General features: G+C 64.2%; 25 protein-coding genes and 1 riboswitch. Of the genes, 13 read left to right on the top strand and 12 right to left on the bottom strand.

Annotation, left to right across the window (positions count from 1 at the left end):
• Nucleotides 1–127: 127 nt before the first annotated feature.
• On the bottom strand, nucleotides 128–664 hold the full coding sequence (locus QRN04_RS05570; protein ID WP_284975164.1) for a COG4315 family predicted lipoprotein: 537 nt from the start codon (nucleotides 662–664) through the stop codon (nucleotides 128–130).
• Between the two features lie 152 nt (nucleotides 665–816).
• On the opposite strand from QRN04_RS05570, the gene QRN04_RS05565 reads away from it, so the two are divergent.
• Nucleotides 817–1,314: a sigma-70 family RNA polymerase sigma factor gene (locus tag QRN04_RS05565; RefSeq protein WP_284975163.1), complete on the top strand. Its 498-nt coding sequence runs from the start codon at nucleotides 817–819 to the stop codon at nucleotides 1,312–1,314.
• Nucleotides 1,311–1,982, top strand: coding sequence for an anti-sigma factor family protein (locus tag QRN04_RS05560; RefSeq protein WP_284975162.1), 672 nt, complete (start codon nucleotides 1,311–1,313; stop codon nucleotides 1,980–1,982). The genes QRN04_RS05565 and QRN04_RS05560 overlap by 4 nt, the downstream gene beginning before the upstream one ends.
• Before the next feature lie 14 nt (nucleotides 1,983–1,996).
• Here the strand turns inward: QRN04_RS05560 and trmB are convergent, their stop codons facing one another.
• Nucleotides 1,997–2,902, bottom strand: coding sequence for a tRNA (guanosine(46)-N7)-methyltransferase TrmB (gene trmB, locus QRN04_RS05555; RefSeq protein ID WP_284975161.1), 906 nt, complete (start codon nucleotides 2,900–2,902; stop codon nucleotides 1,997–1,999).
• 66 nt (nucleotides 2,903–2,968) lie between these two features.
• On the opposite strand from trmB, the gene QRN04_RS05550 reads away from it, so the two are divergent.
• Nucleotides 2,969–4,255, top strand: coding sequence for a CynX/NimT family MFS transporter (locus QRN04_RS05550; RefSeq protein ID WP_284975160.1), 1,287 nt, complete (start codon nucleotides 2,969–2,971; stop codon nucleotides 4,253–4,255).
• A gap of 72 nt (nucleotides 4,256–4,327) precedes the next feature.
• Here QRN04_RS05550 and QRN04_RS05545 read toward each other — a convergent pair whose 3' ends face one another.
• On the bottom strand, nucleotides 4,328–5,620 hold the full coding sequence (locus QRN04_RS05545; protein ID WP_284975159.1) for an MFS transporter: 1,293 nt from the start codon (nucleotides 5,618–5,620) through the stop codon (nucleotides 4,328–4,330).
• Nucleotides 5,621–5,653: 33 nt separating this feature from the next.
• On the bottom strand, nucleotides 5,654–6,871 hold the full coding sequence (locus tag QRN04_RS05540; RefSeq protein ID WP_284975193.1) for a M20 metallopeptidase family protein: 1,218 nt from the start codon (nucleotides 6,869–6,871) through the stop codon (nucleotides 5,654–5,656).
• Between the two features lie 139 nt (nucleotides 6,872–7,010).
• Here QRN04_RS05540 and QRN04_RS05535 point away from each other — a divergent pair, with 139 nt between their 5' ends.
• Nucleotides 7,011–8,048 carry an Lrp/AsnC family transcriptional regulator gene (locus tag QRN04_RS05535; RefSeq protein ID WP_284975158.1) on the top strand — a complete coding sequence of 346 codons (1,038 nt, stop codon included), beginning with the start codon at nucleotides 7,011–7,013 and terminating at the stop codon, nucleotides 8,046–8,048.
• On the opposite strand, the gene QRN04_RS05530 is transcribed toward QRN04_RS05535, so the two are convergent.
• Nucleotides 8,045–8,794: an SAM-dependent methyltransferase gene (locus tag QRN04_RS05530; RefSeq protein WP_502868762.1), complete on the bottom strand. Its 750-nt coding sequence runs from the start codon at nucleotides 8,792–8,794 to the stop codon at nucleotides 8,045–8,047. The genes QRN04_RS05535 and QRN04_RS05530 overlap by 4 nt on opposite strands.
• Nucleotides 8,795–8,974: 180 nt before the next feature.
• On the opposite strand from QRN04_RS05530, the gene QRN04_RS05525 reads away from it, so the two are divergent.
• A complete protein-coding gene (locus QRN04_RS05525; RefSeq protein WP_284975157.1) occupies nucleotides 8,975–10,897 on the top strand; it encodes an FG-GAP-like repeat-containing protein in 1,923 nt (640 codons plus the stop codon).
• 4 nt (nucleotides 10,898–10,901) lie between these two features.
• Here QRN04_RS05525 and soxR read toward each other — a convergent pair whose 3' ends face one another.
• A complete protein-coding gene (soxR, locus tag QRN04_RS05520) occupies nucleotides 10,902–11,363 on the bottom strand; it encodes a redox-sensitive transcriptional activator SoxR (RefSeq protein WP_284975156.1) in 462 nt (153 codons plus the stop codon).
• A 66-nt stretch (nucleotides 11,364–11,429) separates the two neighbouring features.
• Here soxR and QRN04_RS05515 point away from each other — a divergent pair, with 66 nt between their 5' ends.
• Together QRN04_RS05515 and QRN04_RS05510 are read left to right on the top strand one after the other, a co-directional pair.
• Nucleotides 11,430–12,821, top strand: a complete 1,392-nt coding sequence (locus tag QRN04_RS05515; RefSeq protein ID WP_284975155.1) for an MFS transporter — start codon at nucleotides 11,430–11,432, stop codon at nucleotides 12,819–12,821.
• 350 nt (nucleotides 12,822–13,171) lie between these two features.
• Nucleotides 13,172–14,893 carry a DEAD/DEAH box helicase gene (locus QRN04_RS05510; RefSeq protein WP_284975154.1) on the top strand — a complete coding sequence of 574 codons (1,722 nt, stop codon included), beginning with the start codon at nucleotides 13,172–13,174 and terminating at the stop codon, nucleotides 14,891–14,893.
• Between the two features lie 72 nt (nucleotides 14,894–14,965).
• Here QRN04_RS05510 and QRN04_RS05505 read toward each other — a convergent pair whose 3' ends face one another.
• From QRN04_RS05505 to QRN04_RS05485, 5 genes are all read right to left on the bottom strand, one after another.
• On the bottom strand, nucleotides 14,966–15,616 hold the full coding sequence (locus QRN04_RS05505; protein ID WP_284975153.1) for an MBL fold metallo-hydrolase: 651 nt from the start codon (nucleotides 15,614–15,616) through the stop codon (nucleotides 14,966–14,968).
• 4 nt (nucleotides 15,617–15,620) lie between these two features.
• Nucleotides 15,621–16,625 carry an aldo/keto reductase gene (locus QRN04_RS05500; RefSeq protein WP_284975152.1) on the bottom strand — a complete coding sequence of 335 codons (1,005 nt, stop codon included), beginning with the start codon at nucleotides 16,623–16,625 and terminating at the stop codon, nucleotides 15,621–15,623.
• 179 nt (nucleotides 16,626–16,804) lie between these two features.
• Complete coding sequence (locus tag QRN04_RS05495) at nucleotides 16,805–17,182, bottom strand: DMT family transporter (RefSeq protein WP_284975151.1); 378 nt, start codon at nucleotides 17,180–17,182, stop codon at nucleotides 16,805–16,807.
• Between the two features lie 8 nt (nucleotides 17,183–17,190).
• Nucleotides 17,191–17,505 (bottom strand): DMT family transporter, encoded by a 315-nt coding sequence (locus tag QRN04_RS05490; RefSeq protein WP_284975150.1) that lies wholly within the window; start codon nucleotides 17,503–17,505, stop codon nucleotides 17,191–17,193.
• Between the two features lie 9 nt (nucleotides 17,506–17,514).
• A riboswitch (guanidine-III (ykkC-III) riboswitch) is annotated at nucleotides 17,515–17,580 on the bottom strand.
• Nucleotides 17,581–17,637: 57 nt separating this feature from the next.
• On the bottom strand, nucleotides 17,638–18,273 hold the full coding sequence (locus QRN04_RS05485; RefSeq protein ID WP_284975149.1) for a HutD/Ves family protein: 636 nt from the start codon (nucleotides 18,271–18,273) through the stop codon (nucleotides 17,638–17,640).
• Nucleotides 18,274–18,380: 107 nt separating this feature from the next.
• On the opposite strand from QRN04_RS05485, the gene QRN04_RS05480 reads away from it, so the two are divergent.
• Nucleotides 18,381–18,977: a phosphoribosylanthranilate isomerase gene (locus QRN04_RS05480; RefSeq protein ID WP_284975148.1), complete on the top strand. Its 597-nt coding sequence runs from the start codon at nucleotides 18,381–18,383 to the stop codon at nucleotides 18,975–18,977.
• Between the two features lie 57 nt (nucleotides 18,978–19,034).
• Nucleotides 19,035–19,436: a YccF domain-containing protein gene (locus tag QRN04_RS05475; protein WP_284975147.1), complete on the top strand. Its 402-nt coding sequence runs from the start codon at nucleotides 19,035–19,037 to the stop codon at nucleotides 19,434–19,436.
• Nucleotides 19,437–19,452: 16 nt separating this feature from the next.
• Here the strand turns inward: QRN04_RS05475 and QRN04_RS05470 are convergent, their stop codons facing one another.
• Complete coding sequence (locus QRN04_RS05470; RefSeq protein ID WP_284975191.1) at nucleotides 19,453–20,322, bottom strand: DUF4031 domain-containing protein; 870 nt, start codon at nucleotides 20,320–20,322, stop codon at nucleotides 19,453–19,455.
• Between the two features lie 300 nt (nucleotides 20,323–20,622).
• Between QRN04_RS05470 and QRN04_RS05465 the strand changes: the two genes are divergently transcribed.
• From QRN04_RS05465 to QRN04_RS05450, 4 genes are read left to right on the top strand one after another with little or no spacing between them, the layout of a single operon-like run.
• Nucleotides 20,623–21,033 (top strand): TOBE domain-containing protein, encoded by a 411-nt coding sequence (locus tag QRN04_RS05465; RefSeq protein ID WP_284975146.1) that lies wholly within the window; start codon nucleotides 20,623–20,625, stop codon nucleotides 21,031–21,033.
• Nucleotides 21,030–21,860: a molybdate ABC transporter substrate-binding protein gene (modA, locus tag QRN04_RS05460; RefSeq protein ID WP_284975145.1), complete on the top strand. Its 831-nt coding sequence runs from the start codon at nucleotides 21,030–21,032 to the stop codon at nucleotides 21,858–21,860. Before QRN04_RS05465 ends, modA begins: the two co-directional genes overlap by 4 nt.
• A gap of 7 nt (nucleotides 21,861–21,867) precedes the next feature.
• The gene (locus QRN04_RS05455; RefSeq protein ID WP_284975144.1) at nucleotides 21,868–22,680 is read left to right on the top strand and encodes an ABC transporter permease; all 813 of its coding nucleotides are present in this window, start codon (nucleotides 21,868–21,870) and stop codon (nucleotides 22,678–22,680) included.
• Nucleotides 22,677–23,744 carry a sulfate/molybdate ABC transporter ATP-binding protein gene (locus QRN04_RS05450; protein WP_284975143.1) on the top strand — a complete coding sequence of 356 codons (1,068 nt, stop codon included), beginning with the start codon at nucleotides 22,677–22,679 and terminating at the stop codon, nucleotides 23,742–23,744. Before QRN04_RS05455 ends, QRN04_RS05450 begins: the two co-directional genes overlap by 4 nt.
• The last annotated feature ends 3 nt before the right edge of the window (nucleotides 23,745–23,747 follow it).

Raw genomic sequence — 23,747 nt, 5'->3', positions numbered from 1 at the left:
GTGAATTCAGGTGAATTTGGTGAATTTGGCTAGGGTGGTGGATTTAGGCAGGGTGGTGAATTTAGGCAACGGGGTGAATTTGGTGAATACCACCATGCTAACGCAGCACCGCGCCCCTACCCTGGCCTCAGTACCCGGAGTTTGCCGAACCCTTGACCATCTCGCCGCTCGGGCCTGCCAGGTACCAGACGCTGCCGACTCCTTGTCCGAGGACGTCGCCAGGTTTCTTGTCCTTGGAGTAGTAGTACAGGGGCATCCCGTTGAGGGTCACTTGCTTCTTGCCGTCCGGAGTTGCGATGGTGCCCACGGTTCCCGTGACCCCGTCAACGGCAGGTGTGGCGGACGTCGTCGTCAATACCGGCCACAGGGCCAAGCAGGCTCCGGTGCAAGAGCTCTTACCCGAGTCCTTGACGTCCTTGGTGAAGAAGTACAGGCTCATGCCTCTGCTGTCCACCAGAATCTGCCCGGCACTTGAGGAGGCAACTTTCAGTTCGGCCCCGGAGCTGGACGCTGCTGAGGAACTGGAACTCGAACTCGAACTGGAACCCGACGACGCCGGTGGTGCTGCGGAGGAGCCGGCGCTGGTCCCGGAACTGCTTCCGCATCCGGCGAGGGCGGCGGCGAGGACAAGTGCACTGAACCCGAGGCTGAGTTGCTTTTTCATCTCTTGCTCCTTTGATGAGCCGGCCGGGATGGGCTGGCGCTACCCCCTATGACGCCAAGGGGGGAAGAATGGTTCACGGGTGGTGAACCTTTTTCCGCCGGGGCACGTCTTATGGGCAGGAGCGGTGGAAGGGATCGCAGCGGAGGTGGGTAATGGCCTTAGACGAAGACGTGGTCGCCGCGATCTACAGAGATCACGGGACAGCGCTGAAACGCTTCGTGCTCAGCTGTACCTCGGACACGCACATGGCGGACGACGTCGTTCAGGAAACCATCCTCAAGGTGTGGCAACACGCCCCACAAATCACCGGCAGCCTGCGCAGCTACCTCTTCCGGACGGCCCGCAACGTCATCATCGACAACTACCGCAAATCCCAGAGGCGGCCGCACGAAACCGGGGAGCATGACCTCCCGGACCACGCCGCTACCGAGCGCGTGGACGAACTCCTGAACCGTGTGCTCATGGAGGAGGCCCTGCTGAGGCTCAGCCACGAACACAGGGAGGTCCTGGTGGCCCTCCACTATCAGCGGTACACCGTCGCCGAGGCAGCATTACAGCTGAACATCCCCAGCGGCACGGTGAAATCCCGGGCCTTCTATGCAGTGAAGGCCCTTCGAACAATCCTTGACGAAATGGGGGTGGAACGGTGAGCGTTGACTCTGTCCACCAATTGCTGGGAGCCTACCTGCTGGGCGGCCTGGACCCTGTAGAAGAGCGGGCGTTCACAGACCATCTCGCCGGTTGCGCCGAGTGCCGCGGTGAATTGGAAGGCCTCGAAAGCCTGCCGGCGTTGCTCGACGCCTTGCCCGCTGCGGACGCCATTGCCCTCACGTCCAGCGGCCACGCCAGCGCGCCGCTTTCCCTCGTGGAAGCCGAAACGGTCCCGGAGGCCATCCTCGTAGATCTCGCTGCGCAAAGGAAAAAGTCACGACGCCGGTGGTCCGCTTTGGTGGGTGCGGTCGCCGCGGCCTGCTTGGCAGCGGGCGTCCTAGGCGGCCCATTGCTGAACCAACCACCAAAGCCCGACGCAAGCTACTCGGTGCAAGCAGACAACGGTCTGCAACTCACCGTCGCCATGGTGAAGAAGACCTGGGGCACCGAACTCGACGTCGATGGCAAGAGCATGCCCTTGGCCGGAACGCTCTATCTCTGGGTGAAGGGCCGTGACGGCGCCGAGGAGCTTACGTGTGGTTGGACTGCGACGCCGAGTGGTCGGATCAAGGTAACGGGCGCGACGCCGGTCCAGCTGGCGGGGATTGCTGGCGTGGAACTCCGGGATGAGGCGCAGAAGACCGTGGCGTCGATCTCGGTGCCTTAAGTCGGGAAGCCGGGCTAGATCTTGCGGTAGGTCAGGTCGAAGATCATGCGGCCAGCCTCGTGCGCTTTGTTCTCAAAGCTGGTCCGGACGCGGCCCTCGAAGCGCGGAGCCCAGCCGCCTTCCTCGTCCACGCCTTCGTTCGGCCCGGTGTGCTCGGTGCTGACAGGAGCCCGACCCTCGCGGACGGGCGCCCCACCCACCACGGATTCGACGCCGGACTGCCACACTTGGGTCAGAGGGCTGTCCTCGCCGCTGCGCTCGCCGTCGTGCATGTTCTCGAAGTCCGGTGACCCGGCGAGGACCTCGCGAACGTGGACCGCGTAGTTGGACCAGTCAGTGGCGATACGCCAATACCCGCCCTTTTCGAGGGCCTTGGCAGCAACGGCTGCGAAGGCAGGCTGGATGAGCCGACGCTTGTGGTGGCGGGCCTTGTGCCACGGATCCGGGAAGAACACCCACAGTTCACTGACTGAGCCTGCCGGGAGCATGGACTCAAGGACCTCGGGCGCATTTGCTTCCACCACGCGCACATTGGTCAGCCCGCGGCTGTTGATCTTGATGATGGTGTTGGCCAGCCCTGGGGTGTAGACCTCCACGGCGAGGAAGTCCTTGTCCGGGTTCTGTTCAGCAGCGTGGACAACGGCGTCGCCCAGTCCCGATCCGATCTCGACGATCAGGGGAGCCTTCCGCCCAAACACTGCCTCGGCGTCGAACGTGTAATCCGGGTGCACCGAGGTGTTGGCCACGTGCCGGGGGACCTGGATGGCCCAGCGCTCAGCGTGCTCCTCCCACGCAGCTTGCCTGCGACCCTGCAAACGGGTGCCTCGACGCACAAAGCTGACAGGCCGCCCACCATACGTACCGAAGGAAGCTTGGCTGCCGGGCGTGATGGGGCGCGGGGAATCTGGGGTTTCACTCATCCATTCCAGAATACTTGGCTTCGGCTGCCCGAGGTGGAACGGGCTGGAAGGGGGCACGCTGACACAATGGGAGGCGTGACCGCCTCGAAGAACCCTGCGCACCCCGGGAAATCCATCCGACCCGAGATCGCCGTGGACGCCGAGATCGATGAAGAACCGGCAGCGGACCCTACCTGGCTCAACGGCGCACGGGGCTTGGTCTACCTCGGTATTTGCCTTGTCCTGATCGGCTTGAACCTTCGGACGGTCTTCTCGAGTTTCTCGGCGGTGCTTCCGGAGATAACGTCCGACGCCGGCCTGCCGGGCTGGTCGCTGGTGGTGCTCACCACGGTGCCGGTTACGTTGCTCGGGGTCTTCGCGCCCGTTGCCCCGGTCCTTGCCCGAAGGTTCGGTGCAGAACGTGTGCTTCTGGGCGCCATGGCGGTGCTCACAGCCGGGTTGCTCGTCAGGCCCGTGGACCTCCCCGGGGTGGGTCACTTGCCGGCCCTCCTCCTTGGGACCGCCGCGTGCGGGGCGGCCATCGCGTTGTGCAACGTGCTGCTTCCCGGTGTGGTCAAGCGGGACTTTCCTCAGCGGCTCGGCTTGATGGGCGGGCTGTACACCACAGCGATTTGTGCCTCGGCCGCCCTTGGTGCGGGCTTCACGTACCCGATCTTCACGGCAACCGGCCACTGGACCTCGGCGCTGTGGTTCTGGGCGCTGCCTGCCGGCGTCGTGCTTTTGCTGTTCCTGCCCCTGGCGGTCCGCCAGCATCCCGTCCGGCATCAGGCCGTCGGTGGTGGCGTTAACGTGTGGCGTTCGGCCGTGGCGTGGCAGGTGACCATCTTCATGGTCCTCCAGGCGATGATGTCCTTCAGCGTTTTCGCTTGGCTTGCACCGATTCTCCGGGACCGTGGGGTGGATGGCGGAACGGCCGGTTTGATGGTTTCGGTGTCCATTGTGCTGCAGATGCTTGGCTCGTTGTTCGCCCCGGCCCTGGCTGCCAGGCTCAAGGACCAGCGGGTGATCAATGCCGTGGTGGCGTTGATGACCGGTGGCGGTTTTGCCCTCAGTATCTTCGGCCCACCGGAGTTCATTTGGGTCTGGACGGGGCTCAATGGGTTGGGGCAGGGGTCGCTGACCGCCGTCGCCCTCACCATGATCATGGTCCGTACCCGCGATGCCCACACAGCCGCGCACTTGTCCGGGATGATGCAGGGGGTCGGGTACGGCGTGGGCTCGGCGGGGACGTTGATGGTGGGGCAGTTGCACCAAGCGACGGGCGGGTTTGCGGCCGCCGGAATCCTGTTCCTGGTGGTTGGATCACTCGGTGCGTTCTTCGGCTACCGCGCAGGCCGGGACCGTTTTGTTTAACGTTGCCAGGCCCGCTCTGCACCCTAAAACTCCTAAGAAGGGTGCAGAGCGGGCCTCGCAACGAGGAAGAACCTACAGAGTGAGGTCCTTGCCCTTGGTTTCGGCAATGGAGAAGGCAAACCCGATACCCACCAGCAGCAGGATCACCGCGTACACATTGAACAGGTACCCCTGCCCGACGCTGCCCAGCCAGGTCTGCAGGTACGGTGCCGTACCGCCGAACACGGCGACGCAGATGGAATACGGGACACCGACGCCGATGGTGCGGATGTGGGTGGGGAACAGCTCGGCGTAGACGGCCGGAACGATCGCGGCGCTGCCTGCGATGAAGAACAGCATCACGGACATGGACACGGCCAACTGCCACGGCGAATCCTTCAACAGCCAGGTCATGGGGAAGTGCAGCAATGCCGCACCTGCAGAGGAAGCAATGATCACGGGCTTGCGGCCGATGCGGTCGGACAGCTTCCCCCAGAACGGCAAGGCGGCAATGAACACCACGTTTCCGATGACGCCCGCCCAGAGCGCTGCACCGCGGTCCATCTTCAACGACGACGCCGCGTAGCTCGGTGCCACGACTCCCCAGATGTAGTAGACAACGGTGAGTCCCACAGTCAGACCGACCACTTGCAGCGCCTGCTTGCGGTACTTAACGATCTGCGGCCACATCGGCAGCCGCTTCTCCTTGGGAGCCTCAGCTTCGAATGCGTGGGTTTCCCTCATCTTGGCCCGCATGAATAACGCGTAAACGCCCAGCGCCCCGCCGATCAGGAACGGCACACGCCAACCCCAGGCGTTCATGTCGCTCTTGCTGAGCACACCGGTGAGTATGGCACCGAGCAGAGTACCCGCGAGGATGCCCGCAGTGCCGGACGTGTAGATCAGCGTGGCCCAAAAACCGCGGCGCTCCTTGGGTGCCATCTCCGAAAGGTACGTTTGCGACGACGGCAACTCACCACCGTGGGCCAGGCCCTGGATGAGCCGTGCGATCAGCAGCATCACCGAGGCGAACGCACCAACCGCTTGGAATGTTGGCGCTATGCCGATCAGCAGGCTGCCCACGGCGCCGATGGCGACGGCGATGGTCATCGACGTCTTGCGGCCAACCCGGTCTCCGATCCACCCGAAGACGAACCCGCCGAACGGCCTGGCTACGAATCCGACGGCGAAAATCGCCAAGGTGGACAGCACGGCCGACGTCGGGTCGGTCTGGCTGAACAGGGCGCTGGCGATGAACGGCGAGAACGTGGCGTAGATCGCCCAGTCGTACCATTCGACGGCATTGCCGATCCCTGTTCCGACGAGCGTGCGCAGATGCGACTTGTGGACCTTGACGTCGGGGGACGTTCCTACGGTGGCGGTCATGTGCTTCTCCAAGTTAAGCGGGGGCTGGGGATTTTAGTTGCCGGCGAGGGCGGCGATGCGGGACACGGCGAGTTCGGCATAAAGCGCCGCACCGTCGGTGAGGACGCCGTCGTCGAACGTTGCGTACGGCGAGTGGTTGAAGGGCGACGTCGCGTGGTCGGCGCCCGGGGGGACGGCGCTTAGGCCCACGAATGTTCCGGGAACTTCTGCCAGGACGCGGGAGAAGTCCTCGGAGCCGCTGAGTGGCGTGGCCATCCGGGTGTGCCGGGATTCCCCGAACAGCCCCTCGATTACTTTCGCTGCCGTGGCGGTCTCACCTTCGCTGTTGATGGTGAGCGGATACTCTTCCTGGTAATCCACATCCACCTCCAAGCCGTGGGCTGCGGCGATCCCTTTGAGCAGCCGTGGTACCACATCCATCATCTTCTGCCGGGACGCCTCTGAGAAGGTGCGGATGGTGGCTTCGATCCGGGCGGTTTCGGGGATGACGTTCCGCTTGGTGCCCGCGTGCAGCACGCCCACGGTGAGGACCACCGGATCGAACATGTTGAACTGGCGGGTCACCATGACTTGCAAGGCGGTCACCATCTCCGCCGCGGCTGTCACCGGGTCTTTGGCTGAATGGGGAGCCGAGCCGTGGCCGCCGGCGCCCAGCACCGTGACTACCAGTCCGTCAGAGGAGCTGAGCATGACGCCGGGCTTGGTCACGAACTGGCCATGCCGTTCCATGGAGGAGAAGACATGCATTCCATAGGCTGTGTCCGCCCGTTTGCCGGCTGCGTCCAGGACGCCCTCCTTGATCATGTAGCTGGCGCCGTCGTAACCCTCTTCTCCGGGCTGGAACATGAGGACGACGTCGCCGGCCAGCTGATCACGACGTTCGGCGAGCAGCGTTGCAGCCCCGGCGAGCATGGAGGTGTGGAGGTCGTGGCCACAGGCGTGCATGGCACCATCCACGCGGGACGTGTAGTCCACGCCGGTGCTTTCCTGCACGGGGAGCCCGTCCATGTCCGCCCGCAACAACACCACCGGCTTCTCAGCCGAGGAATGCGCCGCGCCGCCGCGCAACACTGCCGTGACCGACGTCGTCTCCTGGCCCAAGGTGATCTCGAACGGGAGTCCGTCCAGTGCCTTGAGGACCTTCTCTTGCGTGCGGGGCAGCTGCAAGCCGATCTCGGGTTCACGGTGGAGTTCGTGGCGGAAACGGACGATGTCGTCCGTGAGTTCCTTGGCATCGGTGGCGATGGACATGCGGTGCTCCTGGTCTTTGGCTATCTGGTTCCTCATGCCATTTTGTGGTGACCTGCCTCACAATTCTAGAAACATCTGGAAATACGCACTTTTGTCATTCAACGGCCCGATTCATGCACGACCCTGCGAGAATGAAGGGATGGAGCTCAGCGAAGAAGATTTGCGTTTGGTCAACGCCTTACAGATTTCGCCCCGCATCAGTTGGTCCGACGCCGGCGAAGTCCTGGGTGTCCACGCCACTACGTTGGCCTCGCGATGGGACCGATTGCGCTCCTCCGGTGCCGCCTGGACCACGGCCCACCTCATGGGAGATCCCAAGGACATGTGCCTGGCCATGGTGGACATCGATTGCGAAATGCACCTCAGGCCGGAGGTCACCGCAGCGGTGGCCCAACTGCCGGAAGTCATTACGGTGGAAGAGGCGGCCAGCAACAGGGACCTTACCCTGACGGTCATCACCCAGGACCTGGACCAGCTCAGCACAAGCGTGCTGCCACGGCTCAAAGCGATCCAGGGACTCACCAAATATCACACGGCCCTCTGCACCCGCATCCACACCAGTGGCTACGCCTGGCGGCTCAATGTCCTCACCCGCGCCGAGCAGCAGGCGCTCCGGGCACTCGCCGGTCCCGAGTCGGCCAACCCCTCCGCCCCCGACGCCACCGTGGTCCCGCTGCCCGAGAGCCACCTGGCGCTCATTCCCTTCCTGGCCCGGGACGGCCGCGTCACCGCTGCAGAGATAGCGCGTGCTCTCGGCAGGAATCCGGCCACGGTGCAACGCCAACTCGGGAGGGTACTGGCCAGCCGCATGCTGTCCTTCCGCTGCGAAATCGCCCAGCAATTCTCCGGTTTCCCCGTCACGGTGCAGTGGTTCGCCAACGTTCCCGCAGGCCAGCACGAGGCAGCAGCCACCGAGCTGCGTGCCGTTCGGAACGTGCGGTTCTCAGCGTCCACCACCGGCCGCACCAACTTCACCATGATCATGTGGCTGCGTTCATTGGCCGAGGTCATGGACATGGAGTTGGCCGTTCAGCAGCGTATTCCCGGCATCCAACTCGTGGAGAGCGTGGTCATGCTGAACACCGCCAAACGCGTCGGCTGGATGCTGAATCCCGACTCGACCGCAACAGGGAAGGTTGTCCCGCCCTACGGAGAGTTGCTGCCCGCTGGCGTTTAGCTGTGCTTGGTGGCCTTCAGGACTGCGTCCAGGATGGTGGCCGGTTCGCCGTCGGGCCCGGTAACGGTCCGCTCCCGGGCTGTCAGGACGTCCACGCGCCACGGCCCTTCGTGCAGCCGCAGCCCGCCCTCCAGCCGCAGTTCTTCCGCCAGCTGCTCAGGCGTAAAGAATGCCTCGGTGTCGTGATGGTGGCTGCTCCACGGCGGCAACCCGTGCGGGTGGTGCCCCACCACCAGCAGCGTGCCGCCCGGAGCCACGGCTGCTGCGGCCGAGGCCAGAGAATCGCGCCAGGACAACAAGGGTGAGTGCAGGAACTGGGCCGAGACCAAATCAAAGACAGGCTCGGGCACCCACTCTGTGAGGTCCTGTTGCTGCCAGGTGATCCGTTCAGCATGGCCCGCTTCCGCTGCATGCGCGGCCCCCCGTTCAAGCGCGACGGCGGAGACGTCCAGGGCGGTGACCGTCCACCCCTGCTCGGCGAGCCAGAGGGCGTCCGCACCTTCGCCGCAGCCCAGATCGAGTGCCCTGCCCGGCTTCAGGTCACGGGCCTCGGCCACCAGTTGCGGGTTCGGGTTTCCGCTCCACACTTTCGGGCGTTCCCGGTACATCCCGTCCCACATGTCCACGGCGTTCTCTGCGTCCTCGTCGAGATGGAGTCCTCCCGGCCGGAGCCCGCCAACATAAGCGTCGCCGTCGTCGTGCTGTTCGTGATGTTGAGTGCCGCCGTCGCTCGCGTGTTCGGTCATGACCCAAGCCTGCCGCGAGGTGTGGACCTAAGGCAACGCCTGTTGCTGTTGGGGCAGGCTCCGCGGTACAGCGGGGTCTGTTTATTCCAATTGATGGTGGCTACGATGAGGCTCAACGCGCCCTGATGGTCCTGCGGCGCCTGTAATTGGGGGAACACAGTGGTCTTCTTCACGCGCAAAATGCCGATCCGAACAGCTGCGGTGAGCATCATGATGGCGGTGGGGCTGATCGCGTCAGGTGTGTCGGCTGTCGCTGGCCCTATTGCGTCCAAGGCAGGAGTCGCAGATGTGGTTCACGCTGCGCCCTCCACGGATCCAGCAAGGATCGAGGTTCCCAGCCCGCGATTTGTTGAAGCCAGCCCAGACAGTTCGAAGGTGTTCGCAGCCTCTGCGGCAGGTGACTTCACGGTCATTAATGTTGCGACGGATACCGTCCAGGCAACTGCCCGGGTCGGCAACGTGTCATCCATGGCTGTTAGCCCCGACGGGCGGCGGGTTTTCCTCGCCACGAGCACCGCTCAGGAAAACAGCGTGACAATCGTAAACGTGCAGACGACGATGCCGACTGTCATACCGATGGGCGGCCGTGTGCAGGGCCGGGCGGTCTCTCGGGATGGGCTCACCGCGTACGCCGCCGCATCGGGCGTGGGTTCAGGGCCTGGCTCCATCTCGGTCATTAACGTGGCGGCGGCGCGCGTCCAAATGACAATTCCTGTGGGCCGCGGACCCTCTCAGCTCCTGGTTTCACCGGCAGGCGACAAACTCTTCGCCCTGAGCGTCCCGGACCAGTCTGTCTCCGTTATTGCCACATCCGCGGGCACAGTAACAAACACCATCCCGCTGGGCGGAACCCCAACCGAGGGCTCAATGTCTCCGGACGGAGCAAAGCTGTACTACCCGAAGGTTGAGGGCGGTATTGCAGTGGTAGGAACCCCTGCGGCCGCTGTCATTGGCCAGATTGCCACAAAGGCCGTGGCCACGGCACCCATTTTCACGCCTGACGGGTCCCGCGCATTCACCGTTGACCAGACGCGGGACGAATACACCCTCGCTGAGGTCAATCTCAAGGGGAACTCACTGACCACCGTGAACCTCCAACCATCCGGTGCGCCAACGGTGAACATGGGGTCTTTCACGATCCGGATCAGCCACGACGGCGCCCGCCTCTTTGTGATTACTTCCTACATCCTGGTTGTGAATGTCCCGGCGCTGAAACCGACAAGCCAAATTCTTTTGCAAGGGCAAATGCCCGGACTGCTGACAATGCTCCCCGATGGGTCGAAGGGGTATGTGACACCCGCAAACCAAGACAACTACTTGTGGGTCGTTCCCACCCCGCGCTCACCAAACCTGTGGAAGGACTACAACTCCGATGGGTACACCGATGTCCTGGCCCGTGACACGGCCGGTGCACTGTGGCTGTACCCGGGCGACGCGCGAGGAGGCTGGCTGCCCCGCTCCCAGGTGGGGTCCGGGTGGAACGTGATGAATCTGATCATGTCCGCGGGTGATTTCAACGGCGACGGACTGCCGGACGTACTAGCCCGTGACGCTGCGGGCGACCTGTGGCTGTATCCGGGAAATGGACACTCCGACTGGCTTCCGCGCTCCAAGGTAGGGGTCGGCTGGAACGCCATGACCGCCGTCGTCGCACCCGGAGACTTTAACGGCGATGGGAAGGGTGATGTCCTTGCGCGGGATTCGGCCGGTGTTATGTGGCCCTATCCAGGAAACGGTTCGGGTGGATGGCTTCCCCGCACAAAGATAGCTACCGGGTGGAACGATATGACCGCGATCATGGGCCCAGGCAATACTCATGCCCCCGGACGTGATGTGTTGGCGCAGGATAGCCACGGGACTCTGTGGCTATACGAAGGGGACGGCTCGGGCGGGTGGAATCCGGATCGATTGCTGGTGGGCCTCGGCTGGGACGTCATGACGGCCAAAGTCACTCCGGGTGACTTCGACGGCGACGACCTCCCGGACATTTTGGCCCGTGATTCCACCGGCGTGCTCTGGCTCTACCCAGGCACCAACGGCGGCGGTTATCAGCCTCGAGTGCGCGTCGGTGTTGGCTGGAATGTCATGACCGCGATCGTCTGACTGTTCACCCGGGCAAATTCCAGCGCTGCGCCCCTGCACCGGACGCGCCGAGTTCGTCCGACGGATTCTGGAGCGCACACGACTTCAAGCTCAGGCAACCACAGCCGATGCAGCCGTCCAGATCGTTGCGCAAGTGCTCCAGTGCCGCGATCCGATCGTCCAACTCCTTGCGCCACCGCAACGACAGTTTTGCCCAGTCCCGCTTGGTGGGCGTGCGGCCATCGGGCAAGGAATCCAACGCATCCCGGATGTCCTTGAGCGGGAGTCCCACGCGTTGTGAGGTCTTGATGAACGCAACCCGCCGGAGGGTGTCCCTCCGGTAGCGCCGCTGGTTGCCTGCTGTGCGCTCTGATGCGAGCAGCCCGTTGCGTTCGTAAAAATGAAGGGCCGACGGCGAGACCCCGCTGCGTTCCGAAAGCTCACCAATCGTCAGGGGCCTGTGGGCGGCGCCGGGGATCTGGGGCATGGGTTCTTTTCCGTGACGGGGTGGCGAGTTGACCTCAACAATAGTTGAGGTTTTAGGGTAGCGTCCATGAACACTGACACTGCAACGGCCGGGATACTGCGCCGTCCTTACCTGCTTGCCACCGTGGGGGCCTGCGCGCTGGTGTTCCTCAGCGCCTTCGAGTCGCTTGCGGTGACCACCATCATGCCGCTCGTCAGCCGCGACCTCCACGGGGCAAGCCTTTATGCGCTTGCCTTTGCAGGGCCCCTGGCCACCGGCGTCATCGGAATGGTTGGTGCCGGTAACTGGTCCGATCGCCGTGGTCCCGCTGCACCGTTGTATGCCTCCGTGGCACTGTTCGTTCTTGGCTTGCTGATTGCCGGGACAGCCGGAACCATGGAGATCCTGGTGCTTGGAAGGCTGGTTCAAGGACTCGGTGGGGGAGCCATGACTGTGGCCTTGTACGTGCTGGTGGCCCGGGTCTACCCGCCAGCGCTGCACCCCAAGATCTTCGCGGCTTTCGCTGCGTCATGGGTGGTCCCGTCACTGGTAGGTCCGTTCGCGGCTGGTGTTGTTGCCCAACTCAGCAGTTGGCACTGGGTGTTCCTGGGCGTGGTTGGGTTGGTTGTTCCTGCGCTGCTCATGGTGGTGCCCGCTGTTCGGGGTCTGCACCCGGAACCCGCTGCCGAGCCGGTCCCATGGGCTTTCGGCCGTATGGGATGGGCGGCGCTCGCGGCCCTCGCCGTCCTGGGACTGAACCTGTCCGCAGAGGTGCCGGGTTTCGGCGGGGTGATGGCCGTCGTCGCGCTTGTCTTGGCAGTGGTGGCGCTGCGTCCGCTGGTGCCGCGTGGAACTTTGACTGCGCGCCGTGGGTTGCCGAGCGTGATCGTAGTTCGCGGCCTGGCGTCGGCAGCGTTTTTCGGGGCTGAAGTGTACTTGCCGTATCTGCTGACCGACCGGTACGCGTTCATGCCGACATTCGCAGGACTCACCCTGACCGGCGCTGCGCTGGCGTGGGCGGGCGCGTCGGCGATTCAGGGGCGGATGGGCGCCAGGTTGGTTAACGCCCTGGCAGTGAGGATTGGGGCTGCGCTGGTGCTGGTAGCCATTGGGTTGGCATTCGTGACGGCGGCGTTGTCCCTGTCGCCCGCGATAGCTGTGGGCGGGTGGATCCTCGCCGGAGGTGGGATGGGGCTGATGTATCCGCGGCTGAGTGTCATGACACTTGCCCTTTCCACGCCCGACAACCAGGGGTTCAACAGTGCTGCCATGTCCATCTCCGATTCCCTCGGCGGCGCGTTGTCCTTGGCCGCCACCGGTCTGGTGTTCGCTGCCTTCGCGGGGAGCCCCTTTGCGGCCGTCTTCGCGCTCACGGGTGTGATCGCCGTCGTCGGGGTTGTCATAGCGCCGCGCGTAGCAGCGCGGTCTGGGTCTTCCGGAGCCAGGGATGGTCAACCCCAGCTCTGTCGCCACCCATGATCCGTTGTGGGGCCTACTCTGCACGCTTGCTGCACGCTGAACCCTGTAGAGCGGGCCTCGCAACGGGAAGGGTAGCGAGGGCCGATGCGGGGTCAGGCGCCGGGTACTGCTAGACTGGACTTACTTGATGTGCGGTGACGCCCTGAAGCAGGTGGCCTAATAGGCTGCGCGGCGGGGCATTTTTCATGTGAGAGGCACATCCTGCGTCGATGAACGCGTTCCATTTGGTCCCGGCCCCCGCTGCTGAAGCGAACCGGTAGACCACCTGAATTTTCCTCGGCGAACCCCTGGCCCAACCGGCGTCGGGGGCCGATGTCCGCATGTGGACACCGCCCGAAAGACATTAGTACATGACTACTTTTGCTGCCCTTGGCACACCCAAGCCCATTGCTGAATCCCTCGCTGCAGACGGCATCGAAGAGGCATTCCCCATCCAGGTGAAGACCCTGCCGGATACGCTCGCAGGCCGCGACGTCCTGGGCCGAGGCCGTACCGGCTCCGGCAAGACCATTGCTTTCGCTATCCCGCTCGTGGCCCGCTTGGCCGAGCGCGAAGCAAAGCACTTCCGCAAGCCGGGACGCCCCATGGGCCTCGTGCTTGCACCGACGCGTGAACTGGCAACCCAGATCAACGCCACCATCGAGCCGCTGGCCAAGGCTATGGGCCTGAACACCACTGTCATCTACGGCGGCATCTCCCAAGCTCGCCAGGAAAAGGCGCTGCGCGCCGGCGTCGACATCGTCATCGCCTGCCCGGGCCGCCTCGAAGACCTGATCCGCCAGCGCATCCTCACCCTCGAGGCTGTTGAGATCACAGTGCTGGACGAGGCCGACCACATGGCAGACCTCGGCTTCCTCCCGGTAGTCAAGAAGCTCATGGACATGACCCCCACCCAGGGTCAGCGCATGCTCTTCTCCGCGACGTTGGATAACGGTGTTGACAAGCTGGTCAACCGTTACCTGTCCAACCCGCTGACGCACTCGGTGGACGATCCCCAGGCCGCCGTGACCACCATGGAACACCACGTCCTGGTAATCAACGACCAGACCGTGAAGAAGCAGGTCATCGTCGAACTCGCGTCCGGCGCCGGCCGCCGCGTTCTCTTCATGCGGACCAAGCACCACGCCCGCAAGCTTGCCAAGACCCTCACGGACGCCGGAATCCCCGCCGTCGACCTTCACGGCAACCTGTCGCAGAACGCCCGCGACCGCAACCTTGCCGAGTTCTCCAACGGCGACGTCCGCGTCCTGGTGGCTACCGACGTCGCAGCCCGCGGCGTGCACGTTGACGACGTCGAACTCGTCATCCACGTTGACCCGCCCACAGAGCACAAGGCATACCTGCACCGCTCAGGCCGCACGGCCCGCGCAGGTTCGGACGGCACCGTGGTCACGTTGACCCTTCCGGAGCAGCAGAGCGACGTCAAGAAGCTCATGAAGGCTGCCGGCGTTGACGTTTCCTTTGAGCGCGTGACCGCCAACTCCCCGCTGATCGCCGAGCTCGTTGGTGACATCGCGGACAAGGTTGATCCCCGCACCCGTGCAGCACTCCTTGCAGCGAAAGCCCCGCAAGGTGGCGGCACGTCCACTGGCGCCAACGCCCAGCGCAAGCGCACCCGCCGCACCGGCGGCCAGGCTGCCCCCACTGCCGGTGGCCGTGGGGGCCGCGGTGGTCGTGGCAAGGTCGCTGCTGAGCCGGTTCGCACTGATGTCAACCGCGCCGAGCGTCGCGCAGCAATGAACGACGACGTCGCCCGCAGCCCACGTGGCCGCGGCAAGTCGGCTGCAACCCACCGCAACGACGTTCCCGGCGCGCAGGGTCAGGGCGCCCGCAGTGGTCGTCCGGCTACGGGCCAGCGCTCAGCTTCGGCTCCGCGCACGGCTTCGACCACGAGCACGCGAACTGGCGGAAACAAGGCCGTATGGTCTTCCGCTACGGGTGCCACGTCCGGCGGATCGTTTGGTTCGGGTTCGGGTAACTCGAGTCGCGGCGGCTCCGGTGCAGGTCGTCCGGCACGTAGCGGCCCGCGTCGTGCATCGGCTCCTGCCTCGAACGAGCGTCGCGGCCGCTAAGTACTAGCGTTGCGAGGCCTGCTCTGCACGGTTTTCCTGAGGATTACCCTGCAGAACGGGCCCCACAACGGGTTACCAGCCTCGGGCGCGCCACTCTTCCAAGTGCGGCCGCTCGGCTCCGAGGGTCGTGGGCAATCCATGGCCCGGGTGCACCAAGGTTTCGTCCGGGTAAGCGTCGAACAGCCGCTCCGACACGTCGTTCAACAGAGAAGTGAAGCGTGCAGGATCGTTCTGTGTGTTACCGACGCCGCCCGGAAACAACGAGTCGCCACTGAAAATGTGGGCCGGCCCGTCCGGGTCTTGGTACACAAAAGCGATCGAACCCGGGGTGTGTCCACGCAGGTGGACCGCCAAGAGCTCGAACCCGTCGAACCGCTCAACGTCGCCGTGGCCAAGCCGGACATCCACCGGAACCGGCAACGCATCGGCGTCGTCCGCTCCTGCTGAAGTGCTCGCACCTGTGGCCGCAACCAGCTCGGCAAGGGCTCGGACGTGGTCCCAGTGCTGGTGGGTGGTGGCGATCCTGGCCAGCTTCGGTGTCGCGGACGTATCCGCAGCCGCGTCGTTGAGCAGTTGCTGAATGGCTGGAAGGTCATCGGCGGCGTCGATCAACACTTGCGTACCGGTGGACTTCGAGGTCACCAAATACACGTTGTTGTTCATCTCGCTGACAGAGATGCTGCGGATGGTGACGTCACGGAGTGAGTGAATGAGCGAGTCCATTCGTTCAGCCTACGTTGCCCGTTTCGCGGCCTTCCGACACCCAGGTGGGGTCAGCGGACCGTGAACCCACGACGGCGGACGCGGCTTCGTCGAGGACCTCAAGGTGCGCTGCCCCCAGTTGCAGGGACAGCGCCCCCAAGTTCTCGTCGATGCGGTGCGTTTTGCGCGTACCGGGGATCGGAACCACAGGAATCCCGAGGCGCTGACCTTGGGTAAACAGCCAAGCCAGGGCTACCTGGGCAGGAATTGCATCCAGCCCGCTGGCTACCTCGCGAACCGCGGCCACCACGGCCTGGTTCGCATCAAGTGCCTCGTCGCCAAAGCGGGGGACCCTATGGCGGAAGTCATTCTCGCCGAGGTCGCTCGCGCTGATGGTTCCCGTGAGGAACCCGCGGCCAAGCGGCGAGTACGGCACGAACCCGACGCCAAGTTCCTTGGCTGCAGGCACAACGTTGCGCTCCACATCCCTGCTCCAGATGGACCATTCGCTCTGGACTGCGGCAATGGGATGGACGGCGTTGGCCTGCCTGAGTTCCTCGGCTGTCACTTCAGACAGCCCGAGGTGCCGGACCTTGCCCTCACGGACCAGCTCCGCCATGGCCTCCACGGTTTCCACTATCGGAACGCGGAGGTCGCGGCGGTGCATGTAGTAGAGGTCAATAACGTCAGTGTCCAGACGGCGGAGGCTCGCTTCCGCTGCTTGCCTGACATAGGGTGCATCCCCGCGGACTCCCGTGTATCCGTCCGCGGGGTTGCCCTCAATTCCGAATTTCGTGGCCACTTGGATCTCGTCGCGGCGCCCTTTAAGGACCCTGCCCACGAGTTCCTCGTTGCTGCCCGCACCATAGATATCTGCGGTGTCAATGAACGTGATTCCGGCGTCCACTGCGTGCCTCAACGTGGTGAGGCCACCTTCGGGGTCGATTCCGCCATACACGGGGGTCAGGGCCATTCCGCCGAAACCGAGGGGGCTGACTGTGAGGCCGTCGCCGAGTTGAACTGCAGTCATGAACTTCTCCAATGCGCGTTTGGGTGCTCTTGAATGGGAGAACTCCACGGACGCTGTGGGTATTCCGGCGAGGGCAGGAGTGGTGAGTTGCGACCGATTCGGGGCTTTGCTGCGAGATGCGCCGCGCGAACGGCCTGGTGCGCAGTGAGCCATCGAAACGGGGTGCTACGCAGTGGTGGCTACTCGCTGTCCAGGGCAGGCTTCCCAGTGGGCAGGGCCTTCAAACCGGCAGCACAGCCTACGATGCCCGCGATGAACAGCAGTTTCAGCGGGCTAGCGGATTCCAGGCCTGTGATCATTGCCCAGCCCACTGTGAGAGCCGCGCCGATGCCCACCCATACGGCGTAGGCCGTGCCGAGGGGAATGCGCTTCACGGCGATGCCCAGTCCGAGCATGCTCATGGTGGCCGCGACGGCGAAAACCAGGGTGGGGATGAGTTGCGTGAAGCCGTTGGAGAGGCCCAAAGCTGTGGCCCACACGGCTTCGAGGATGGCCGATGCCAGGAGGATGACCCAGAAGGCGGTGCTCTTTGTCGTCTTGGTGGTCTTCGTCGCCATAACCATTGCTACGCCACCACCTTCAGGCCCACCACACACGCGCCAATGCCGGCGAGCAGTAGCAGCCGGGCCGTCGTCGCCCGTTCAACTTTGGTGACCATCGCGTACGTTGCCGTCAGCACAACGCCAACGCCAACCCACACCGCGTAGGCCGTGCCGGTGGGGATGCTCTGCATGGCGATGGCGAGTCCGCCCGTGCTGGCAACGACCGCCACCAGGAAAACGGCTGAAGGCAGAGGGAGGCGGAAGCCTTTGGAGCGATGCAGGGCTGCGGCCCAGACAGCCTCAAGCGCGCCCGAAAAAATGAGGATTAACCACGGCATGACAAGTCCTTTGGCCAGTCTTGTCGCGTGCCGGGTACTGAACCGTCGTCCGGAGGTCCCATGGCGGAACCTTGATTTCAGGCTAGCAACTCCTGCGAAGAGTGGCCAGTTCCGGTGGCGAAGGTCACCAGCTCACGCGTCAACGGGATCGATCGAAATCACCGCAATGAATCCCCTGCCGGAAATCTCGGGGCTGCGCGTATCGGAACCCACCACGGTGTCGTAACGGGACAGTTCCAGAGGTTCGCCTGCGCTGGTAGGCGCTGGGCCGCCGTCGGGCGTGTTTCCGCCAAGAGTGCCCGGCGCGACCGTAGCTTTTCCCTCGAGCAGGACTGCCAGCTGGCCCTCGAAAACGGGGTGGGCGCGCTTCTTGGAAATCTCCACAATGGACGTGTAGCCCTTGAAGGCACCGGTCCGGGCGATGACGTTCAGGTCGCGGACGTCGCCGGTGGGAAGGCTGGAAGCGGAAGCCGCTTCGCCGGAGAAGCGGAATGGCCGGTACTTCTCCAGCGGATGTTCAGAGCCGTCGACCGTGAGCAGCAGCAACTCGCCGTCGATGATGGTGATGACGCGTTCCATGCCCGGAAACGTGGAGAAGTCGCCCGCTGTGGAGACCTCGGCGATGCTGACGCGCCAATCCCACGAGCCGCCCTGTGCCGAGCCGTCCTGTGCCGATGCTGCTGCAGGGTGGCGGGCGAGTTCGCGAGTCACCCCGCCTCCGTTGCGCCAGGGTTCGGGGCGGATGTCGGCAAAGCGGATGATCTCCATCCGACCAGCCTAGTGCTGGACAACGGTTCTACGTTGCCGGTTTGGCTTGCTAACGTCGTAAGTGGAAGTTGTGTGCGGAAAATAGTTGCAAATACCTGGAGGCACGGATGTTCGTCAAAGTGTGCGGCTTGAGCACGCCTGAATCCGTGCGCGAAGCCGTCGACGCCGGTGCGGACGCCGTGGGTTTCGTCCTCACTACGAGTGCTCGTCAAGTCAGTCCTGAGCAGGTCCGCGCGTTGCTTCCCCTAGTTCCTTCCTCCGTCCGGGCCGTGGGCGTGTTCCGCCATGAGTCGGCGGCGGATGCTGTTGCCGTTGCCCAGGCAGCGGGTCTCCAGTGGATCCAGCTGCACGGTCACCGCACCTCCGAGGACGTCGCAACAGTGCACGACGCCGGCATGCGGCTCATCCGGGCCGTCACCATGGGTGCCTCCCAGGACGAGTTCGCGGATCTGGGCGAAGAGGTGTTCCTGATCGACGCTGCAGTGCCTGGATCCGGTGAGGCGTGGGACTACGCGTCCGTGCAGGCCAAGGGTCTCGAGGGGCGTGAGTGGTTGCTGGCCGGCGGGCTCGAACCGGGTAACGTCTCCGGCGCGGCAGCGAGCGTGGGTGCGTGGGGCGTGGATGTTTCCTCTGGCGTTGAGTCCTCCCGTGGGGTCAAAGACCTGGCCAAGATCCGCGCATTCGTCCTTGCCGCGAAGGCCTGACGCACCCACAGGGGAGGCCCGGGGCTCTTTGTCAGACCTACCGGGGAGAATGAAGAGATGAAAACGCTCCTTAACATCATCTGGCTGTTCTTTGGTGGCTTCTGGTTGGCTTTGGGCTACTTCGCAGCGGGGATCATCTGCTGCGCGCTCATCGTGACCATCCCTTGGGGCATAGCCTCGTTCCGGATCGGCGCCTACTGCCTCTGGCCTTTCGGGCAAATGGTTGTTGAAAAGCCTGGGGGAACGGGGGTTTTCACGCTCCTCGGCAACGTCATTTGGCTACTGGTGGCTGGTATCTGGATCGCCGTGGGCCACGTGGTCACCGCGTTTGCCATGGCCATCACCATCGTCGGCATCCCCTTGGCCATCGCCAACCTGAAGCTGATCCCGGTTTCGCTGATGCCACTTGGCAAGCAGATCGTGCCAACCAACCAGCCGTTCGTTAGCAGCTACCGCTAGGACGCGGCTTCACTGTTCAGGCGAGCTCGGCTGCCAGGTTCCTCGCCGCTGCCTCATGCCACAGCGCTTGCGCGCGCTGGCTGTGAAACAACGGGTCCAAGGCCAGCAAATGGCGCACGACGGCGGCACGCCCCTTGGCGAAGTCGTCGTCGCTGACATGCGCATAGTCTTCGCGAACGGCGGCAAGGTATCGCGCGTAGGAATCCTCGTTGCCACCGAGGACCGAGAGGTCGGCATCGCACAGGAGTGCTCCGGCGTCGTCTCCGGGCTTGGGCGCGTGCGTGGCGGTGAGCCGGACGAGCCTGGCCACTTCCGCAACATCCGCCGGCGGCAAGCCCGCAAGCGCGAGCCGGTCCTCGGCGAGCCGGGCTGATTCCTCCTCGTCCTGGCCTGCAACCCCTTCGTAAACGGCGTCGTGAAACCATGCGGCCAGGACAACAGTCGCGGGTGGTGCGGACGGCTCGGTGAGGGTGTCCAGAGCCTCCAGGACCGCCAGGAGATGTGTGCGGCTGTGGTATTTCCGGTGCTGCTCTCCCCACCGCTCCAACAGCTCAAGGCCTAATTCCTCGTGATCCGGGAAGAGGCTGTTCCAACGTTCCATCAGGGGGACGGTCAGGGCTTTGCTGCGTTCGCGCGCCGGAATCCGCAGACCACTGGCGATGAGTTTGCGTACCAGGATCCTCGCTTCCACAGCAATGGCGCCGGCAAGGACCAAGTCGTCGTAACGGCGTTCCGGCACGTCGTAGTGATCGCCGTCGAAGGCCCTTTCGGGGACCCCTGCCGCATCGGCGAAAGCGTGCAGCTCAGCCAGCGATCTGTCTGAAACGAGGTGTGAGAACACCGTTCCGTGCGCTGGCCACAACGGGGGATCGATGTAGATGGCCATGGCGAAAGTGTACCCAAGCGATCCTTCCCAGTTGCTGGCCATCGGGACGTCTACCGCCTGCTTGCCGTCCCGGAAATCGGGCGTCAGTGCCCGTGTCTCGCACCGCAACTGGGAAGGAGCGTCGAAACCCGGTAGTAGAACAGCGTACGTCCATGCCGCCCGGCGGGCCATGGGTAAAGCTTACGAATTGCTTTCGTGATCACGGAGCCGGCGAACTGCGCCCCGGGTAGCAGTGAGTCACAATGCGTTTGCGGAACCCAAACTGCCCCATCACCGCATTTACGGAACTACACTCATTTCATGCCGCAAATACGAATCTCCGAGGCCGCCCGCTTCCTCGGCGTCAGTGACGACACCGTGAGGCGTTGGACGGAGAATGGGACGCTCACGGCGCGCAAGGACGCGGCGGGCCGCCTTGCGGTTGACGGGTTGGAACTTGCCACACTCGCCCGCGACCAGTCGCACCTGCCGGACGACCCCGCACGAACGGGTAGTTCGGCCCGCAACCGCTTCGTCGGGCTCGTTACAGGGATCACTGCTGACAAGGTCATGGCCCAGGTTGAACTCCAGTGCGGTCCGTTCCGTGTGGTGTCGCTGATGAGTAGCGAAGCAGTCCGCGAGCTCGGCCTGGAACTCGGCTCAGTCGCAACCGCAGTGGTCAAGGCGACCAATGTCATCATCGAAACACCGCACGGAAAGAGCATCATATGATCCCGCACCTGAAGAGGAACTTGGTGGCTCTGTTGGTAGCCGGCGGGTTGGCCAGCGCCCTCACTGGATGCGGCGGGGCGCCCGCCGGCACGTCATCGAGCACCGGAACCTCATCAAGCGCCGGCACCTCATCAAGCGCCGCCAGCCAGCTGGACGGACCCATCACCGCGTTCGCCGCGGCCTCCCTCAAGGCCCCGTTCACGCAATTGGCCCATGAGTTCGAAGCGAAGAACCCCGGCACCAAAATCACTCTAAGCTTTGCCGGATCATCGGACTTGGCAACTCAGATCATCCAAGGAGCCCCGGCGGACGTTTTCGCGTCCGCGGACACTAAGAACATGTCGAAATTAGTAGACGCGAAACTGCTCGACGGCGGCCCGCGCAACTTCGCCAGCAACGTCCTGGAGATCGCGGTCCCACCCGGCAATCCGGCGTCGATCTCTTCCTTTGCGGATCTGGCAAAGCCAGGGGTCAAAGTGGTCGTTTGTGCCCCGCAAGTTCCCTGCGGCTCGGCCGCGGCAGCTGTCGAGAAGTCAACGGGTACAACCCTGAAACCCGTCAGCGAGGAATCGTCGGTCACCGATGTCTTGGGGAAGGTCATGTCCGGCGAAGCCGACGGCGGTCTGGTGTACGTCACTGACGTCAAGGCCAACGGGGGCAAGGTCCAGGGAATCCCGTTTCCCGAGGCATCGAAAGCGGTGAACACCTATCCCATCGCGGCGGTGGGCAACAGCAAGAACAAAGCGTTGGCGGCGGCGTTCATCGCCTTGGTCACCGGCGAAACGGGCCGGAAGGTCCTCAGCGACGCCGGTTTTGGGGCACCCTAGGAAGCCCATGAACAAACACCACAGCCACAGTTACCACGGGATACCGGGGTGGGTTTACGCCGTCGCGTCCATCGGTGGTCTGTTGGTGATCCTGCCTTTGGCGGCCATGGTGGCCAAGGTCAATTGGGCGCAGTTCATCCCCCTGGTCACGTCCGAATCGGCGCGCACGGCCTTGGGCCTGAGCCTGCGGACGGCCACCGTCAGCACACTGCTGTGCATCGTGCTCGGCGTCCCGCTCGCGCTCGTCCTGGCCCGCGGCGTGTTCCGGGGCCAACGCCTCCTCCGCGCCCTGGTCCTGTTGCCCCTGGTGCTGCCCCCCGTCGTCGGCGGTATCGCCCTGCTGTATACGTTCGGCAGGCAAGGCCTCTTGGGAAAGTCGCTCGAGTTGGCAGGTATCCACATCGCGTTTTCGACGACGGCGGTGGTCCTCGCCCAGACATTCGTTGCCCTGCCGTTCCTAGTGGTCAGCCTTGAGGGGGCCCTGCGCTCGGCCGGACACAGGTATGAGGCTGTGGCTGCCACTCTGGGGGCCCGCCCCACCACGGTACTGCGCCGGGTTACCCTTCCGTTGGTTCTCCCGGGCCTGGCTTCGGGGGCGGTGCTTTCCTTCGCTCGGAGCCTGGGTGAGTTCGGGGCCACGCTGACTTTCGCAGGGAGCCTGGAAGGGGTCACCCGAACCCTCCCGCTGGAGATTTACCTGCAACGCGAGACCGATGCCGATGCCGCCGTCGCGCTTTCCTTGGTTCTGGTGGCAGTGGCGATGGCCGTGGTTGGACTCAGCTATGGTGGCCGTCGAAGCCGGCAAGGGGCAGCCCTATGAGTTTCGCTTTCAAAGCAGCCTTGTCCGCGCGGAATTTCGACATGTCCGTCAGCCTTGCCGATGCTGAAACCGTGGCAGTCCTTGGTCCCAACGGCGCGGGCAAGTCCACGCTGCTGGGAATGATCGCTGGACTGCTGCGACCGGATTCCGGCACCGCGGTTTTGCGGGAGCGGAGGTTGTTCGACCTCGACGGCGGCACCCACCACTGGCGCCCCCCGCACCTTCGCGGTACTGCGTTACTGGCCCAGGATTCCCTGCTCTTTCCGCATCTGGATGCCTTGGACAATGTGGCCTTCGGGCCGCGGAGCGCGGGAGTGTCGAGAAAGGCTGCGCGCGAGGCTGCCCGTCACTGGTTGGCCGAGGTGGACGCTCTGGCCTTCGCTGACCGCAAGCCCTTGCAGCTATCGGGCGGACAGGCGCAACGCGTCGCGGTGGCGAGGGCCCTTGCCGCCGAGCCCGAACTGCTGCTCCTTGATGAGCCGATGGCCGCCCTCGATATCCACGCAGCGCCCATGCTTCGCCGCGTGCTCAAGAGGGTCCTGGAGGGACGGAAAGCCATCATCGTCACCCACGACGTCTTGGACGCGTACATGCTTGCCGATCGTGTGATCGTTGTGGAGAACGGCCGCATCGTGGAGGAAGGCCCCACCCGCCGGATCCTCGAAAGGCCGCGGAGCGCGTTCGCGGCCGGACTGGCCGGGCTCAACCTCGTTTCCGGGACCATCACCAGGGAAGGAATTACGACGCCGGACGGCCAGGTTTTCGCCGGGCAGCACGATCCCGCGTGGTTGCCCCAGCCGGGCCAGGCAGGCGTGGCAGCCTTCCCGCCGTCGAGCATTTCGGTGTTCCTGGGCGACGTCCACGGAAGCCCCCGCAATTCCTTTGCGGTAACCATCACCGAACTCGAACCGCACGGCGACCAGATCCGGGTACGGGCGGACACAGGGCAGCACACCCTCTCCGCTGACATCACGCCCGCCGCATCCGCCGATCTGGGCTTGGTGCCGGGAATGGAAGTGCGGTTCGTGGTCAAAGCTGCGTTGGTGTCTGTCTATCCGGCGTAGGAG

Origin of the sequence: Arthrobacter sp. efr-133-TYG-104, from assembly GCF_030208915.1 — a bacterium.
Taxonomy (GTDB): Bacteria; Actinomycetota; Actinomycetes; order Actinomycetales; family Micrococcaceae; genus Arthrobacter.
Note: the sequence above shows the minus strand (reverse complement) of the source record. Positions and strands in the feature narration are given on the sequence as shown.

Bases quoted from the DNA above. Each gene is read 5' to 3' on its own strand.
- QRN04_RS05570 (WP_284975164.1), bottom strand. From the start codon at position 664: ATGAAAAAGCAACTCAGCCTCGGGTTCAGTGCACTTGTCCTCGCCGCC.
- QRN04_RS05565 (WP_284975163.1), top strand. From the start codon at position 817: ATGGCCTTAGACGAAGACGTGGTCGCCGCGATCTACAGAGATCACGGG.
- trmB (WP_284975161.1), bottom strand. From the start codon at position 2,902: ATGAGTGAAACCCCAGATTCCCCGCGCCCCATCACGCCCGGCAGCCAA.
- QRN04_RS05550 (WP_284975160.1), top strand. From the start codon at position 2,969: ATGGGAGGCGTGACCGCCTCGAAGAACCCTGCGCACCCCGGGAAATCC.
- QRN04_RS05545 (WP_284975159.1), bottom strand. From the start codon at position 5,620: ATGACCGCCACCGTAGGAACGTCCCCCGACGTCAAGGTCCACAAGTCG.
- QRN04_RS05540 (WP_284975193.1), bottom strand. From the start codon at position 6,871: ATGTCCATCGCCACCGATGCCAAGGAACTCACGGACGACATCGTCCGT.
- QRN04_RS05535 (WP_284975158.1), top strand. From the start codon at position 7,011: ATGGAGCTCAGCGAAGAAGATTTGCGTTTGGTCAACGCCTTACAGATT.
- QRN04_RS05530 (WP_502868762.1), bottom strand. From the start codon at position 8,794: ATGACCGAACACGCGAGCGACGGCGGCACTCAACATCACGAACAGCAC.
- QRN04_RS05525 (WP_284975157.1), top strand. From the start codon at position 8,975: ATGCCGATCCGAACAGCTGCGGTGAGCATCATGATGGCGGTGGGGCTG.
- soxR (WP_284975156.1), bottom strand. From the start codon at position 11,363: ATGCCCCAGATCCCCGGCGCCGCCCACAGGCCCCTGACGATTGGTGAG.
- QRN04_RS05515 (WP_284975155.1), top strand. From the start codon at position 11,430: ATGAACACTGACACTGCAACGGCCGGGATACTGCGCCGTCCTTACCTG.
- QRN04_RS05510 (WP_284975154.1), top strand. From the start codon at position 13,172: ATGACTACTTTTGCTGCCCTTGGCACACCCAAGCCCATTGCTGAATCC.
- QRN04_RS05505 (WP_284975153.1), bottom strand. From the start codon at position 15,616: ATGGACTCGCTCATTCACTCACTCCGTGACGTCACCATCCGCAGCATC.
- QRN04_RS05500 (WP_284975152.1), bottom strand. From the start codon at position 16,625: ATGACTGCAGTTCAACTCGGCGACGGCCTCACAGTCAGCCCCCTCGGT.
- QRN04_RS05495 (WP_284975151.1), bottom strand. From the start codon at position 17,182: ATGGCGACGAAGACCACCAAGACGACAAAGAGCACCGCCTTCTGGGTC.
- QRN04_RS05490 (WP_284975150.1), bottom strand. From the start codon at position 17,505: ATGCCGTGGTTAATCCTCATTTTTTCGGGCGCGCTTGAGGCTGTCTGG.
- QRN04_RS05485 (WP_284975149.1), bottom strand. From the start codon at position 18,273: ATGGAGATCATCCGCTTTGCCGACATCCGCCCCGAACCCTGGCGCAAC.
- QRN04_RS05480 (WP_284975148.1), top strand. From the start codon at position 18,381: ATGTTCGTCAAAGTGTGCGGCTTGAGCACGCCTGAATCCGTGCGCGAA.
- QRN04_RS05475 (WP_284975147.1), top strand. From the start codon at position 19,035: ATGAAAACGCTCCTTAACATCATCTGGCTGTTCTTTGGTGGCTTCTGG.
- QRN04_RS05470 (WP_284975191.1), bottom strand. From the start codon at position 20,322: ATGGCCATCTACATCGATCCCCCGTTGTGGCCAGCGCACGGAACGGTG.
- QRN04_RS05465 (WP_284975146.1), top strand. From the start codon at position 20,623: ATGCCGCAAATACGAATCTCCGAGGCCGCCCGCTTCCTCGGCGTCAGT.
- modA (WP_284975145.1), top strand. From the start codon at position 21,030: ATGATCCCGCACCTGAAGAGGAACTTGGTGGCTCTGTTGGTAGCCGGC.
- QRN04_RS05455 (WP_284975144.1), top strand. From the start codon at position 21,868: ATGAACAAACACCACAGCCACAGTTACCACGGGATACCGGGGTGGGTT.
- QRN04_RS05450 (WP_284975143.1), top strand. From the start codon at position 22,677: ATGAGTTTCGCTTTCAAAGCAGCCTTGTCCGCGCGGAATTTCGACATG.